Raw genomic sequence first — 14,251 nt, 5'->3', positions numbered from 1 at the left:
GCGGCGTGGGAGGATCGGGTCCGTGAGCGCGTCCGCAGTCACTCCCGCCCCCGTGCAACTGGTGGTCGGCGAGGAGGAGTTGCTGGTGGAGCGTGCTGTCCGCAGCGCGCTGGCCGCCGCCCGCGAAGTCGACCCGCAGGCCGACCTGACCCGCGTGAAGGTGACCGACCTCACCCCTCCTGAGCTGGCGGAACTGGTGAGCCCGTCGCTGTTCGCGGAGGGGCGGGTGATCGCCTTGGAGGGCGCTCAGGACGCCGGCAAGGAGATCGCGGACGCGGTGCTCGCCTACGCGAAGTCGCCGGCGGACGGGGTGACGCTGGTGGTCGTCCACACCGGCGGCGGGCGCAGCAAAGTGGCCAAGGAACTACCTACGGCTTTGCGCAAAGCGGGGGCCGAGGTGGTCGAGTGCCCCAAGATCACCAAGGCGGCCGACCGGGAGGCTTTCGTCCGCAACGAGATCCGGTCGGCGGGCGGCAAGGCCGATCCGGAGGCGGTCGGGGCGCTCATCGAGGCGGTCGGGTCGGACCTGCGGGAGCTGGCGGCGGCGGCGTCACAACTCGTCGCGGACACCGGCGGCAAGATCGACGCCGAGGCCGTCCACCGCTACCACCGCGGTCGCGCGGAGGTGACCGGGTTCGCGGTGGCGGAGAAGGCCGTCATGGGCGACCGGGCGGGGGCGCTGGAGGCGTTGCGGTGGGCGATCCACCTCGGTGTGCCGCACGTGCTGGTCGCCGACGCCCTGGCGGACGCGGTGCGGACCATCGCGCGGGTGTCGGCGGTGGGGCGGGGTGACCCGTTCAAGCTGGCGGGCGAGCTGGGCATGCCGCCGTGGAAGGTGAAGAAGGCGCAGGGGCAGGCGCGGGGTTGGGACGGCGACGGGCTGGCCGCCGCGATGTCGGTGGTGGCGGACCTGAACGCCGAGGTGAAGGGCGTGGCGGCCGACTCGGGCTACGCGCTGGAGCGGGCGGTGCTGAAGATCGTCGCTGCCCACGGCCGCCGCTGATCGCCCGCCGGCGGTGAGCTTCTGCCGGTCGTGAATTGCGGGCGGCGGTGCGGTGAGCCCGGCGGTGGGGTGTGCGGGAAGGGCGAAGCGCCGCCCCTGTGGTGGGAGCGGCGCTTCGGGAGTGCCGTGTGCGGGCCTGGTGTGGCCTGCTGGGCGGTTCGACCTGAGCTGGTCAGATCTGGTTGGCGCGCTTGGCCAGGGCCGACTTCTTGTTGGCGGCCTGGTTGGCGTGGATCACGCCCTTGGTGACGGCCTTGTCGAGCTTGCGGGAGGCCTCGCGGGCCAAGGCGATGGCCTTGTCCTTGTCGCCGGCCTCGGCGGCCTCACGGAACTTGCGGATGGCGGTCTTGAGGGACGACTTGACGGCCTTGTTGCGCAGGCGCGCCTTCTCGTTCGTCTTGATCCGCTTCATCTGGGACTTGATGTTCGCCACGCGAAAGCCACCTTTTCCTTCGAGTTCGGAGTCGTATCGCGCTTGTCGTCGGCTCCGCCCTCACTGAGGGCGGTCTTCCTCCACAGCGGAATGCCGCGCGGTACGGCTGACCAGGTTAACAGGGTGGGGTCGAGGGGTTCCAACCAGGGCGGTTGCTTGTGGTGGCGGCCACGGGGTGCTGGGTACTGGGACTTGGGCGATGGGCACCGGCGGGCGGTGAGCGGCGGCGAGGGGGAGATGGGCGGGCTGGGGTGATGGGCGGCGGTGATGGGTGGGCGGCGGTGATCGGGTGGCGGCGGTGATGGGGTGGTGGGATGCGGGTGGGGTGGGGTGCGGTGGGCGGAAAAGCAGTACGCGTGTCCGGTTAAGCTGATCGGGTGATGAGCGCACTCGACTGGCCGGGGTTTGGGGAGATCAGCCTCGCCGCGTTGTTGTTCCTCTGCCTGGCGGCTGCTCTGGCTGGTGCGGTGGACGCCGTGGTGGGGGGTGGTGGGTTGATCCAGTTGCCCGCGTTGCTCCTCATCGCGCCTGGTGGGCAGCCGTTGTACGCGTTGGCGACCAACAAGATCGCGGCTGTGGTGGGGACGGCTTCGGCGGTCACTACCTACGCACGGCAGACGACTGTCGACTGGTGGTCGGCCTTGCCGATGGCGTTGGCGGCGTTGGGTGGGGCTGTGGGGGGTGCGGCGTTCGCTGGGGCGTTGGCGCCTGGGGTGTTGAACGCCGTGGTGTTGGTGGCGCTTGTCGGGGTGGGGCTTTACACCTGGCGGAAGCCCGAGTTGGGGGTTGCCGAGACGCCTCGGTTCACGCGGGGCGCGCAGGTCGGGGTGATGGCGCTCGGGGGTGGGCTCATCGGGTTCTACGACGGGCTGGCTGGGCCGGGTACTGGAGCGTTCCTGGTGTTCCTGCTGGTGGGAGTGGTGGGGTTCGCGTTCTTGCGGGCGTCGGCCACGGCCAAGATCGTGAACGTCGCCACCAACCTCGGGGCCCTCATCTACTTCATCCCGGCGGGCAAGGTGTTGTGGGGGCTGGGGCTGGTGCTCGCCGTGTGCAACGTCGCCGGGGCGGTGTTCGGGGCTCGGCTCGCGGTGCGGCGCGGGTCGGCGTTCGTGCGGCGGGTGTTCCTGACCGTGGTGGTGGCGCTGGTGGTCAGCTTGGGGTGGAAGGCGGCGGTTGGATGACCTTGAACGTCGCGCCCATCGGGTCGCCGACGGTCATGAACCGGCCGAAACGGGACTCGGCGACGTCGCCGACCGGGATGCCGCCGAGGTCGCGCGCCCGGTCGACTGCCGCGTCCAGGTCGGCGACGGCGAAGTAGGTCATCCAGTGCGGTGGGATTTCCGCGGGGATGTCGGCGGCCATGCCGAAGATCCCGCCCACGACGCGGCCGTCGGCCTTGAGCTGGGTGTAGGGGAAGTCCGGTAGCGGGTCCAGGGCCAGGCCGAAGACCGCCTGGTAGAACTCGGCTGCGCTGAACGCGTCACGGGTGGCCAGTTCGTTCCAGATCACCGTGCCGGGCTCGTTCACGACGTAGGCGCCGATGTGCGTGCCCGCCTCCCACAAGCCGAAGGCGGCACCGCTCGGGTCCACGGCGACGGCTCCCCGGCCCGGTCCGCCCGTGTCGAACTCCGGGACCAGGACCTTGCCGCCGTTGGCGCCGATCAGGTCGATCGACTCCTCCAGGTCGTCGGTGGCGAGGTAGGTCGTCCAGACCACCGGGAACATCACGTCCCGGGGCATCTCGCCGAAGCCCGCGACGGGCTTCCCGCGCACCAGCGCCATCGTGTAGTAGCCGGTCTCGGGGCCGCCGATCTCGAAGTCCCAGCCGAACAGGCCGCCGTAGAAGTCCATCGTGGCCACGCGGTCGGTGGTCATCATGTCCACCCACGCGGGTGTGCCCGGCGCGTACGGGGTGCTCAGCTCGCTCACCTCGACAACGGTTGCACCGCCCACCCCCGCCCGCGAGTTGATCATCAGGGGAGGAGGGGGAGACGGGACGGAGGGGGAGACGGGGCGGGGGCGATGAGCAGGAGGCCCAGCCGCGGGGCTCTTCGGTGAGGCGCGGCTGGGCCTGGTCACGGCGACTCGTCCTCGGGTGGCGGGTCGTCGGGTGGGGTGGGATCGGGTGGGGTGGGGGCCGGGGGCTTGCGTGGTCTGCCGCGTTTGGGTTGGGCCGCCGCGCCCGAGGGGGCTCGGCCCGCCTCCGCCAGGGCTCGGCGGAGGAGGAACTCGATCTGCGCGTTGGTGCTGCGCAGCTCGTCGTTGGCCCACCTGGTCAGCGCGTCGTGCACGGCCGGGTCCAGGCGGAGCAGGACGCTCTTGCGCTCGGCCACGTCAGTGGTACAGCGAACCGGCGTTCACGACGGGTTGGGTCGAGCGGTCACCGCACAGCACCACCAGCAGGTTCGACACCATGGCCGCCTTGCGCTCCTCGTCCAGTTCCACCACGTCCTGCTCGGCGAGCCGGGACAGCGCCAGCTCCACCATGCCGACCGCGCCCTCCACGATCCGCTGCCGCGCCGCGACGACCGCGCCCGCCTGCTGGCGCTGCAACATCGCCTGCGCGATCTCCGGAGCGTAGGCCAGGTGCGTCAGCCGCGACTCGATCACCTTCACCCCCGCCGCCTGCACGCGGGCCGCGATCTCGATCGACAGGGTCTCGGTGATCTCGTCGGCGTTCTCCCGCAGCGACAGGCCCGCGTCGTCGTGGCTGTCGTACGGGTAGCTGGTCGCGATGTGCCGCACCGCGGTCTCGGTCTGGATGCCGACGAACCGCACGAAGTCGTCCACCTCGAACTTGGCCCGCGCGGTGTCGTCGACCTGCCACACGACGACCGCGGCGATCTCGATCGGGTTGCCGTCGGCGTCGTTGACCTTGAGGGTCGCGGTCTCGTGGTTGCGGATGCGGGTGGACACCCGGACCTTCGTGGTGAACGGGTTCGCCCAGCGCAGCCCGTCCCGCCGCACGGTGCCGGTGTAGCGGCCGAGGAACTGGAGCACCCGCGCCTCGCCGGGCGCGACGGTGAACAGCCCGCTGCCGGTCACCAGCCCGGCCGCGGTCAGGAGCACACCGCCCACGACGACCGGTGCGTTCGGGCCGTCCTCGGGCAGGAAGCCCAGCACCACCACCGCCGCGCCGGCCAGCACCAGGGCCGCCGCCGCCAGCAGCATGGTCCACCCCGACACCTCGGACGCCTCGCGCTCGCGCACGGCCGGCGCCGGCATCCGGACGCTCACCTCGGTCGACGTTTCCATCTCCACCCTTCCGGTATCTATCTCGTGCTTAGCAAAGTGATATCACTTTTCGCGGAGACGCACCAACTCGGTTCGACCAAGAGGACCGGAACTGTCCGCAATGACCTCTACCGTGGACCCGTGACCGAGGTCCTGAGCCGTCGAGCCGTCAACCGCGCCACCCTGGCCCGCCAGTTCCTGCTGGAACGCACCGCACGGCCGGTGCCCGAGGTCGTCGCGCACCTCGTCGGGCTCCAGGCCCAGACGCCGCACACCTGGTACACCGGCCTGTGGTCGCGGATCGCGGGCTTCCGCCCCGCGGACGCCGCCGACCCCCTCGTGGACCGCACGCTGGTCCGCATCGCCGTGATGCGGTCCACGATCCACCTGGTCACCGCGCCCGACGCCCTCGCGCTGCGCCCGCTGGTCCAGCCCGTCCTGGACCGCGACCTGTTCCGCAACTACACCCACGGCCCGGACATGCGCGGTCTCGACGTGGACGCCGTCGTCGCCGCCGGCCGCGCCCTGCTCGCCGAGAAGCCCCGCACCAACAAGGAACTCGGCGCGCTGCTGCACGAGCAGTGGCCCGACCGCTCGCCCTCGGCGTTGGCCTACGCGATCCGCTGCCTGGTGCCGCTGGTGCAGGTACCGCCACGCGGGGTGTGGGGCCGCAGCGGTTCGATCGCGCACACCAGCGTCGAGGTGTGGCTGGGCGAGAGCGTCACCGATCGGCCCTCGGTCGACGACATGGTGCTGCGGTACCTCGCCGCGTTCGGCCCGGCGACGGTGAAGGACGTCCAGACGTGGTCCGGCCTGACCAAACTGCGCGAGGTGGTCGAGCGGCTGCCGCTGGTCCGCCTGCGCGACGAGGACGGCCAGGAACTGTTCGACCTGCCCGACGCGCCCCGCCCCGCCGAAGACACGCCCGCGCCCGTCCGCTACCTGTACGACTTCGACAACCTGCTGCTGTCCCACGCGGACCGTCGCCGGGTCGTCACCCCGGACGTCAAGGCGCGCGACTACGACCCGCACGGCCCGGTGCCGCAGTTCTTCCTGGTGGACGGCGTCACCGCGGGCGACTGGCGGGTCGAGCGCACCAAGGAGGTCGCGACGCTGGAGCTGCGGCCGTTCCACCGACTGTCCACTGCGGACGAAGTGGAGCGCGAGGGTTCGGCACTGCTGGAGTTCCTCGCGCCCGACGTGCCCAAGCACGACATCCGGGTCCTCTACTGAACCTCCACGATCGCCGCACGTCCTGTGGGGCATGGGGTTGCTCATCCGCACACCGGACCAGGACGACATGCCGGCGGTCGCCGAGGTGCACTTCCGCGCCCGCCGCAGCTACTACGAGGGTCACGTGCCCGAGGCGGAGCTGGCCGAGTGGGAGGCGGGCGTCCGCGCCAACGGCTACCGGCTGGGCCGGTTCGCCGACCGGGTCTGGCAGGTCGCCGAGGACGGCGGGAAGGTCGTGGGGTTCGCGCTGGTCACCCCGGACGGCAAGCTCCTGCAGCTCCAGGTCGACCCGGCGCACTGGGGCCGCGGGGTCGGCTCCGCGCTGCACGAGTGGTGCGTGGCCGAGTTCCGGGCGACGGGCGTGCGGCGGGCCGAGTTGGACGTCTTCGTCGAGAACCACCGGGCGCGGCGGTTCTACGAACGGCAGGGCTGGCGCGCGGTGGGCCGTGACGACGACCACGTGCTGATGGCGCTGGACGTGTCACAGCAGCCGGTCGGCTAGGGCCACCACCTGGTCGACGTCGCAATCGCGGAGCAGGGCGCGCAGGTTCGCGGCGGGGCGGGCGTCCTTGAACCCCAAGGCGGCCAAGGCAGCGCCCCAGGCAACGTCGTCGTCCCGGGCGGCGGCGAGCCGGGCGAGGCCCTTGCGCAGGAGGTGCTGGTAGGCGGGCCAGCGGGTGACCAGTTCGGCGATGACGACCAGGGTGCGGGCGACCGGCACCGCCTCGTCGCCGGCGGGGGTCAGGACGCGCAGGTAGAACTGCCAGACGTTGATCAGGCGCTTCTGTTCGCGGACGGACTGCTCGGGCTGGGCCGCGAGCCTGCGGCGCAGGTAGGCGCGGACCTCGGGATGCCGTTCGACCGCCACCACGACGGCGGGCCGACCGGTGGGCTGGGTGGATGGGCGCGGGCCGGGCGTGGGCGGGTTCGGTTCGGGCGTGGAGGGCTGGGGCCCGGGGTCGGGCGGCTCGGGGGCGGCGGTCGGGGAGCCGGCTGTGGGCGAAGCGTTGGCGGGTGGGGTGGCCGCTGGTGGAGCGGTGGTCGGTGGGAGCGGGTCCGCGACGGGTGGCGGGGTTTCGCGGGTTTCGTGCACCGGGCCCAGGTGGGCGTCCAGCACGCGGTCCAGGTGGTCGATCCTCGGCAGGCGCACGGGCAGTTGGACGAGCTTGCGCAGGAACGTCCAGCCGGGGCTCGGGTCGTCGGGGTGCGCGACCACGGCCGCGTCGGCCAAGTCCTGGTAGGCCCGGTCGACGTGCGCGGCCACCACGGTCGGGTCCACGCCGAGTACGAACCGGGTGCGCGGCAGGGTGTCGGACAGGAACACGTTGATCGCCTCGAACACCTCGGCGGTCGTCTTGGGCGTGCACCGGTCGAGGTCGTCGACGAACACCACCACCTGGTACCCGCGCCGCGCCACGTCGGTCAGCAGCTCGGTCACGTCGTGCTGCACCAAGTACAGGTACCCGGATCGCGCGTTGCAGTACGGGTCACGCACCGAGGGGTCGCCGCCGCCGGACGCGAACGCGCCGCTGCGCACCGGTCCCGCGAACAACTCTCCCGGCAGGAACGCCGACGCCCGGTCCCACAGGTAGCGCTTCGCCGTGTGCAGGAGCCCGATCGCGAACGGCACAGCGGGGGCGGCTACCTGCCAGAACCCCGGGATCGGCAGCTTCCCGAACTGCGCCACGACCGAGAGCGCCAACCCCAGCACGCCCACCGCCAGGAACGGCGACCGGATGCGCCGCCACAGCTCCCGTTGTGTCGACCGGCGGTCGATGCGGCCGGCGTTGCGCGTGAACCAGTACCGCTCGCGGCTGTCCCGGTCGGGGAACAGGGCGTCCTCCGCGGCCCTGGTGACCGCCTGCGCCAACCCCGCCCACACCTGTTCGCTCGACTGGTGCCGCCACGGGTTGAACGTCGCCACCAGGGACGCCCGGACCGGCGGCAGGGGCTGGTCGGGGGTGGCCGACAACGGTCGGCGCAGCAACCGGTCCGCCGCGAACACCCGCAGTCGCCGCAGCTCCTGGGCCGGCGGACGCGGTGCCGTGGTCAGGCGTTGGCGCACGAAGTCCAGCAGGGTGCTCTTCCCCGAGCCCCACGGGCCCTCGACGGTGAGGACGGTCGGCCCTGGCTCGTCGCCCAGGTCCGGTTCCAGCGCCGCCGCCATCGCGTTGACCAGCCCGGCGCGGTCGAGGAGGTCCACCGGGGACACGTGGTCGCCGAAGCCCCGCGTCACCACCGGTCCGAGGCGGGTGGACTGCGCGAAGCCGGGGTCCCAGACGCGGACGAACCCGTCGTCGCCGCCGGTGGCCACGCGAGGAGCGCCGTCCTCGCCGGGGAACACCGCCAGCGCGCGCACGCGACCGCCGGTGTTGAAGGCGCGCACGCCCTCGCCGGTCTCCGGGTCCCACACCCGAACGCTGCCGACCTCGCTGGCCGACACGACGAACTCCCGGCCGTCGGGCAGGGTCATCCAGGACAACGCGCTCGCGACCGACCGGTGGCCGTTCCAGCGCCGCACCTCGCGCCCGAGGTCGAGGTCCCACAGCACGATGCTGGAGCGCGTGCCCGCGGACACGACCCGGCTGCCGGACGCCGCCAGCGCCGTCACCGGGCCCGGATGCTCGCCCAGCTCACGCTGTTCATGCCACAACCTTCCCTGCCCGTCCGCGATCACCGGACCGCGGAGGCCGGACGCGACGGCGCGCGCGGGAAGCCCTGTGGCCGCCAGGTGGAACTGCTGGTCGAGGTCGACCACCGCGTTTCCTCCGCTGTCGAGGTCGAGCCGAGGTTCGCTCGTGGCGTTGAGCACCGCGATGTGCGGCCCCGCGTTCGCCACTCGTCCGAGGCTGCGCTGCGTGCCGCTTCGTGCTGCGATGACGTGGACCGTGCCGTCTTCGAGCACGACCACGACACTGGCGGAGGGACCCGAGCGGACGGCGGTGCCGAGCGCGACCGGAGCGCTCGGCGGGTCGAACCTCCAGGTCGACGCTCGTGTCGGGTAGCGCAGGTTCTGCACGGCGCCGGCCGCTACCACCAGTTCGACGCCGGAGTCGCCGAGGTACCAGTCCAACCCCACCACCGGAGCGCCCAGGGGGTAGGACCACTCCTGCCGGCTGCGGATGAAGCCTGACGACGCCAGCGCCACGGTGTTCGCCTCGCCGGTGGTCTCGAAGCGGCAACCGGCTTCCGCCGCCAGTTCGCGCAGGGTGGGCACCTTGGCGTTCGGGCTGGTGGGTAGGTTCCGCAACAGGTGCTCGGCGATCTGCTCCCGGCACAGGACGGCGGTGTTGGGCGGACCGACCAGCGTCTCGAACAGCCGCAGGCCGCGGCTGCCCGGACCTTCCAGGACCACTACCGATACCGTCCGCCGGTTGCCCTCCAAGACCTCGTTCAGGGCACCGAGGTAACCGGGGGTCTCCGGGGCGTAGACGAACAGGCCGCCGGTGACGTCCTCGGCCACCGCCGACAGCGCCCGGTGGTCGGTGATGTAGGTGGGCTCGTGTTCCAGCCCGCAGCGTTCCACCAGCGCCCGTCCGAGGCGCTTGGCGTGGGGCAGCGAGTGCACGATCACGGCGCGGGATCCGGGCGCGGCCAGAGCTAGGTCCACGACCGACATCGTGCCGTCGATCACTGCGCGTCGGCGGGTGAAACGCCTAGGGTGGGTGGTGACAGTGCCTAGGGTTCCGCCGTCGTCCGCCCACTGACCCACAACCAGGGCGACGGGACCGGTCCGAGCGGCACCGCCGGTGCCGATGGGGACGTGCCGGTCATCTGACGGGACAAAAGCCTGGAGGAACCCGGTTGCCGCGTGCGCGGCGCCAGAAGGGTTCCCGCGATGTCACCCGTGGCCGTCCTGCTCGTCGTCGCCGCCGCGTTCGCCCATGCCGGGTGGAACCTGGCGGCCAAGCGCGTCCGTGACGGCGGTGCGTTGTTCGTGTGGTTGAACGCCACGGTGTCGGCCGCTCTGCTGGTGCCGGTGGTGTTGTCGACGGCCACGCCGAGCTGGGACTGGGTCGTGCCGCTGGCCGGGAGCGGGGTGTTGCACCTGGGGTACTTCCTGCTGCTGCAACGCGGGTACGCGACCGGTGACCTGTCCGTGGTGTACCCGCTGGCGCGCGGTACCGGGCCGTTGTTGACGGTCGTGGCCGCCGTGGCGGTGTTCGGGGAACGTCCGCATCCGCTGGGGCTGGTCGGGGCGGTGGCGGTCGTGGTGGGTGTGCTGGTGATCGGGTCGGGCGGCAGTGGGCAGGGCAGTCGCGTGGCGGGGGCCGTGTACGGGCTGGCCACGGGCGCGATGATCGCCGGGTACACCCTGTGGGACGCGCACGCGGTGACGGCCGCGGCGATCGCGCCCGTGGCGCTGATGGCGGGGTCGTCGGTCACTGAGAGCGTGTTGCTCGCCCCTTATGCGCTGACACGTCCGCAGCTCAAAGATCTGGCGCGTAAGTACTGGCGTGAAGTGTGCTTGGTTGCCGTGTTGTCGCCGGCGGCCTATGTGCTGGTGTTGTTCGCCATGAAGATCGCACCGGTGAGTCTGGTGGCGCCCGCGCGGGAGTTGAGCATCGTCATCGGCAGCGTGTTGGCGTGGCTGGTGCTGGGGGAGCCCAACCCCGTTCGGCGGCTGTCCGGTGCGGTGATCGTGGTTGCCGGAGTGGCGGCTATCGCGTTGGCGTGATCGGGTGGTGCGCGTGGAAGTGTTGGGTAGTCGGGTGTTGGTGCGGTCGCGGGACCCCGAGCGGGCGCGGGCGTTCTACCGGGACGTGTTGGAGCTCGCCGTGTACCGGGAGTTCCCCGGCGGCACGGTGTTCTTCCTCGGCGGCGGGTTCCTGGAGGTGTCCGGTCGGTCCGACGACGAACCGACCGGCGCGGTGGAGTTGTGGCTCCAGGTGCGGGACCTGCGTGAAGTGGCCGAACGGCTCGCCGAGTACGTGGTCCGCGAGGCCCGTCGGGAGCCGTGGGGGCTGGACGAGATGTGGATCGCCGACCCCGACGGGCTGCGGATCGTGCTGGTGGAGGTCCCCGCCGAGCACCCGCTACGCCGGGACCTCCGCGACTAGCTGCACCGCGGGCGGCACCACGCCGCCGTGTTGGTACAGGGACGTGGTCACGTTGGTGAACCCCGCCGCCTCCGCTTCGCGGACCAGTTCCAGCTCGGACACGTCGAGCGCCATCCGGTGCACCGACACCACCAGCCGCCCGCCGGGCTTGAGCACCCGGAACAGCTCGTGGAACGCCGCCGGCCGGTTGTCCCACAGCTGGACGTTGTTCACCGACACCACGACGTCCACCGACGACGGCTCCTGCCCGGTGCGCGCCGCCGTGCCCTCCCGCAGCTCGACCCGGCCGGACGCGACCAGGTCCGCGCACCGCTCCCGCGCCTCGTCCAGCATGACCCGCGACGGGTCCACGCCGATCGCCTGGAACGACCGCTCCGCCGCCAACCGCAGCCCCACCCCGGGACCCGGCCCCACGACCAGCACGGTCTCGTTGGCCGCCGGCCGCGCGAGGTCGACCACGTGGGCCTCGACCCCCGCGTTGAGCTTCGCCATCAGCCGGCCGCCCAGCTCGCCCACCTTGCCGCGCGGGTGGCCGAACGCCGCGTCGAACGCCTTCATCAGCCTCGTAGCCATGCCTCCAGAGTCCGCGTGGCGAAACGAGACGGCATCGGGGAAGGCCCTGAAGTTGTTTCCGGGGCGTTTCTGTCGGGTTCGGGGTAGTGACGTCGGATGTTTGCGCAGTCAAGATGTGGACCATGAGCACGAACCGCACGTCGAGCCTGCGCCGCACCCCTGCCCGAGCGGTCGCGCGCCTCGGGGAGCTGTTCGACGGCTACCTCGACCCGAGCCGCCCGCATGCCGGCGCGTACGACGAGATGTTCGGCGACGACTCGTCGGTCCGCTCCGCCTACCGCGCGCTGTACGAGTCGATCGCGCCGTCCCGGGTGGCCGAGCTGACCGCCCGCGCCGAGGCGCTGGACCGGGCGTTCGTCGACCAGGGCATCACGTTCTCCCTGTCCGGGCAGGAACGGCCGTTCCCGCTGGACCTCATCCCGCGCGTGATCACCGCGTCGGAGTGGTCCAAGCTGGAACGCGGGATCGTGCAGCGGGTGCGGGCGCTGGAGATGTTCCTGGCCGACATCTACGGCGACGCCCAGATCGTGCGCGACGGCGTGCTGCCGCGCCGGCTGATCACCTCGTGCGAGCACTTCCACCGCGAGGCCGCCCGCGTGAACCCGCCCAACGGGGTGCGCATCCACGTCGCCGGCGTGGACCTGGTGCGCGACGAGGCCGGGGTGTTCCGCGTGCTGGAGGACAACCTGCGCTGCCCGTCCGGCGTGTCCTACGTGATGGAGAACCGGCGCACGATGGCCCGGGTCTTCCCGGACCTGTTCGCCCGGCACCGCGTCCGCTCGGTCGGCGACTACGCCGTGCACCTGCTGCGGTCCCTGCGCAACGCCGCCGCCCCCAACGTCGCCGACCCGAACGTCGTGGTGCTGACGCCGGGCGTGGCCAACTCGGCGTACTTCGAGCACTCGCTGCTGGCCCGGCAGATGGGCGTGGAGCTGGTCGAGGGCCGGGACCTGTTCTGCCGCGACAACGTCGTCTACCTGCGCACCACCGAGGGCGAGCGGCAGGTCGACGTCATCTACCGGCGCATCGACGACGACTTCCTCGACCCCGTCCAGTTCCGGCCCGACTCGGTGCTGGGTGTGGCGGGCCTGATCAACGCCGCCCGCGCCGGCAACGTCGTCATCGCCAACGCGGTGGGCAACGGCGTGGCCGACGACAAGCTCGTCTACACCTACCTGCCCGAGATCGTGCAGTACTACCTGGGCGAGAAGCCGCTGCTGCCCAACGTGGACACGTTCCGCTGCTGGCTGCCCGAGGAACGCGCGCACGTGTTCAACCACCTGGACGAGCTGGTCGTGAAGCCGGTCGAGGGGTCGGGCGGGTACGGGATCGTGTTCGGCCCGCAGGCCACGCCCCGCGAGCTGGCGTCGTTGAAGCGGCGGATCCGGGAGAACCCGCGCGGGTGGATCGCGCAGCCGGTGGTGCAGCTGTCGACCGTGCCGACGAAGGTCGGGGACCGGCTGGTGCCCCGGCACGTGGACCTGCGGCCGTTCGCGGTCAACGACGGCAACTTCATCTTCGTGCTGCCGGGCGGGTTGACCCGGGTCGCGCTGCCCGAGGGCAGCCTGGTCGTGAACTCCTCGCAGGGCGGTGGGTCCAAGGACACGTGGGTGCTCGCCCCGCGCTCGTCCACCGTGGACCGCGAGCTGGCCGAGCCGGGCCTGGTGGAGCGGTCCGCCGTGGACTCGCCCGCCGCCGAGCAGGGTCCCGAGCTGACCGTTTCCCAGCAACAGCAGCAACAGCAGCAACAGTCGGGGAGGGATGCGTGATGCTGGCCCGCAACGCCGAGTCGCTGTACTGGATCGGCCGGTACGTCGAACGCGCCGACGACACCGCGCGCATCCTCGACGTGACCGTGCACCAACTGCTGGAGGACGCGACCGTCGACTCCGACGCCGCCAGCCGCGGGCTGCTGTCGGTGCTGGGGATAGACGCCCCGAAGGACGCCTCCTTCGACGTGTGGTCGCTGACCGAGCTGGTGGCGTACTCGTCGGAGAACCCGGCGTCCATCGTGGCCTCGGTGAACAGCGCGCGGGAGAACACGCGGGGTGCGCGTGAGGTCGTGTCCTCGGAGATGTGGGAGTGCCTCAACGCCATGTACAACGCCGTGGAGGAGCGGCAGGCGTACGCACGGGCCTTGGGGCCGCACGCGTTCTTCGCGTTCGTGGAGGAGCGGGCGGCGATGTTCGCGGGACTGGCGGACTCGACCATGAGCCGGGACGACGGCTGGCGGTTCCTGGTGCTGGGGCGGTCGGTCGAGCGGGTGGACATGATCGTGCGGTTGTTGCTCTCGCGTGTGGGGGACAAGGCGTCCTCGCCGGGGTGGGTGACCGTGCTGCGGTCGGCGGGTGCGCACGACACGTACCTGCGGACCTACCGCGGGGCGTTGGACGCGTCTCGGGTGGTGCAGTTCCTGCTGTTGGACCGGCTGTTCCCGCGGTCGGTGTTCCACGCGCTGCGGCAGGCCGAAGCTTGTTTGGAGCAGTTGGACCACCAGCCGTCCGTGCGGGTCGGGGCACGGGCGGAGGCGTTGCGGCTGCTCGGGCGGGCGCGGAGTGACCTGGAGTTCTTGCGGCCCCACGACCTGTTGGACGACCTCCCCCGGCGGTTGAAGTCGTTGCAGGCGACCGTGCGGGACGTGGGCGAGGCCGTGTCGTTGCAGTACTTCCACACCGCGCCCTGGGTCGCGTGGACGAACGCCGAGGTGGTGTGAGC

The 14,251-nt window shown here is 71.7% G+C and carries 14 protein-coding genes; 8 read left to right on the top strand and 6 right to left on the bottom strand.

Annotated elements, in window-relative coordinates; all coding sequences use genetic code 11:
- Positions 1–22: 22 nt before the first annotated feature.
- Entirely contained in the window at positions 23–1,003 is a 981-nt protein-coding gene (gene holA / locus DFJ66_RS16250; protein WP_121222257.1) for a DNA polymerase III subunit delta, read from the top strand.
- Between the two features lie 172 nt (positions 1,004–1,175).
- Here holA and rpsT read toward each other — a convergent pair whose 3' ends face one another.
- The gene (rpsT, locus tag DFJ66_RS16245; protein ID WP_121222256.1) at positions 1,176–1,436 is read right to left on the bottom strand and encodes a 30S ribosomal protein S20; all 261 of its coding nucleotides are present in this window, start codon (positions 1,434–1,436) and stop codon (positions 1,176–1,178) included.
- Positions 1,437–1,816: 380 nt separating this feature from the next.
- Here rpsT and DFJ66_RS16240 point away from each other — a divergent pair, with 380 nt between their 5' ends.
- Positions 1,817–2,617: a TSUP family transporter gene (locus tag DFJ66_RS16240; RefSeq protein ID WP_121231258.1), complete on the top strand. Its 801-nt coding sequence runs from the start codon at positions 1,817–1,819 to the stop codon at positions 2,615–2,617.
- Here the strand turns inward: DFJ66_RS16240 and DFJ66_RS16235 are convergent.
- The 3 genes from DFJ66_RS16235 to DFJ66_RS16225 all read right to left on the bottom strand — a co-directional run bounded on the left by DFJ66_RS16235 (position 2,586) and on the right by DFJ66_RS16225 (position 4,691).
- The gene (locus tag DFJ66_RS16235; protein WP_121231260.1) at positions 2,586–3,365 is read right to left on the bottom strand and encodes a VOC family protein; all 780 of its coding nucleotides are present in this window, start codon (positions 3,363–3,365) and stop codon (positions 2,586–2,588) included. The genes DFJ66_RS16240 and DFJ66_RS16235 overlap by 32 nt on opposite strands.
- A 146-nt stretch (positions 3,366–3,511) precedes the next feature.
- Complete coding sequence (locus tag DFJ66_RS16230; protein WP_121222254.1) at positions 3,512–3,769, bottom strand: type II toxin-antitoxin system antitoxin; 258 nt, start codon at positions 3,767–3,769, stop codon at positions 3,512–3,514.
- Position 3,770: 1 nt separating this feature from the next.
- Positions 3,771–4,691 (bottom strand): SPFH domain-containing protein, encoded by a 921-nt coding sequence (locus tag DFJ66_RS16225; RefSeq protein WP_121231256.1) that lies wholly within the window; start codon positions 4,689–4,691, stop codon positions 3,771–3,773.
- 120 nt (positions 4,692–4,811) lie between these two features.
- Between DFJ66_RS16225 and DFJ66_RS16220 the strand changes: the two genes are divergently transcribed.
- Together DFJ66_RS16220 and DFJ66_RS16215 are read left to right on the top strand one after the other, a co-directional pair.
- The gene (locus tag DFJ66_RS16220) at positions 4,812–5,903 is read left to right on the top strand and encodes a winged helix DNA-binding domain-containing protein (RefSeq protein ID WP_121222252.1); all 1,092 of its coding nucleotides are present in this window, start codon (positions 4,812–4,814) and stop codon (positions 5,901–5,903) included.
- A 31-nt stretch (positions 5,904–5,934) separates the two neighbouring features.
- The gene (locus DFJ66_RS16215) at positions 5,935–6,405 is read left to right on the top strand and encodes a GNAT family N-acetyltransferase (RefSeq protein ID WP_211351191.1); all 471 of its coding nucleotides are present in this window, start codon (positions 5,935–5,937) and stop codon (positions 6,403–6,405) included.
- Here DFJ66_RS16215 and DFJ66_RS16210 read toward each other — a convergent pair.
- Positions 6,385–9,513 carry a P-loop NTPase fold protein gene (locus DFJ66_RS16210; RefSeq protein WP_170199432.1) on the bottom strand — a complete coding sequence of 1,043 codons (3,129 nt, stop codon included), beginning with the start codon at positions 9,511–9,513 and terminating at the stop codon, positions 6,385–6,387. The two genes, DFJ66_RS16215 and DFJ66_RS16210, sit on opposite strands and share 21 nt — an antisense overlap.
- Positions 9,514–9,741: 228 nt before the next feature.
- Here DFJ66_RS16210 and DFJ66_RS16205 point away from each other — a divergent pair, with 228 nt between their 5' ends.
- A complete protein-coding gene (locus DFJ66_RS16205; RefSeq protein WP_121222248.1) occupies positions 9,742–10,581 on the top strand; it encodes an EamA family transporter in 840 nt (279 codons plus the stop codon).
- A gap of 13 nt (positions 10,582–10,594) precedes the next feature.
- Entirely contained in the window at positions 10,595–10,963 is a 369-nt protein-coding gene (locus DFJ66_RS16200) for a VOC family protein (protein ID WP_121231252.1), read from the top strand.
- Here the strand turns inward: DFJ66_RS16200 and DFJ66_RS16195 are convergent.
- Positions 10,940–11,536 carry a class I SAM-dependent methyltransferase gene (locus tag DFJ66_RS16195; RefSeq protein WP_121222247.1) on the bottom strand — a complete coding sequence of 199 codons (597 nt, stop codon included), beginning with the start codon at positions 11,534–11,536 and terminating at the stop codon, positions 10,940–10,942. The genes DFJ66_RS16200 and DFJ66_RS16195 overlap by 24 nt on opposite strands.
- A gap of 122 nt (positions 11,537–11,658) precedes the next feature.
- Between DFJ66_RS16195 and DFJ66_RS16190 the strand changes: the two genes are divergently transcribed.
- Positions 11,659–13,305, top strand: a complete 1,647-nt coding sequence (locus tag DFJ66_RS16190; RefSeq protein ID WP_246029780.1) for a circularly permuted type 2 ATP-grasp protein — start codon at positions 11,659–11,661, stop codon at positions 13,303–13,305.
- Complete coding sequence (locus DFJ66_RS16185; RefSeq protein WP_121222243.1) at positions 13,305–14,249, top strand: alpha-E domain-containing protein; 945 nt, start codon at positions 13,305–13,307, stop codon at positions 14,247–14,249. Before DFJ66_RS16190 ends, DFJ66_RS16185 begins: the two co-directional genes overlap by 1 nt.
- Positions 14,250–14,251 lie beyond the last annotated feature (2 nt).

Origin of the sequence: Saccharothrix variisporea, from assembly GCF_003634995.1 — a bacterium.
GTDB classification, from domain to species: domain Bacteria; phylum Actinomycetota; class Actinomycetes; order Mycobacteriales; family Pseudonocardiaceae; genus Actinosynnema; species Actinosynnema variisporeum.
This window is presented reverse-complemented; position numbering and strand designations above follow the sequence as displayed.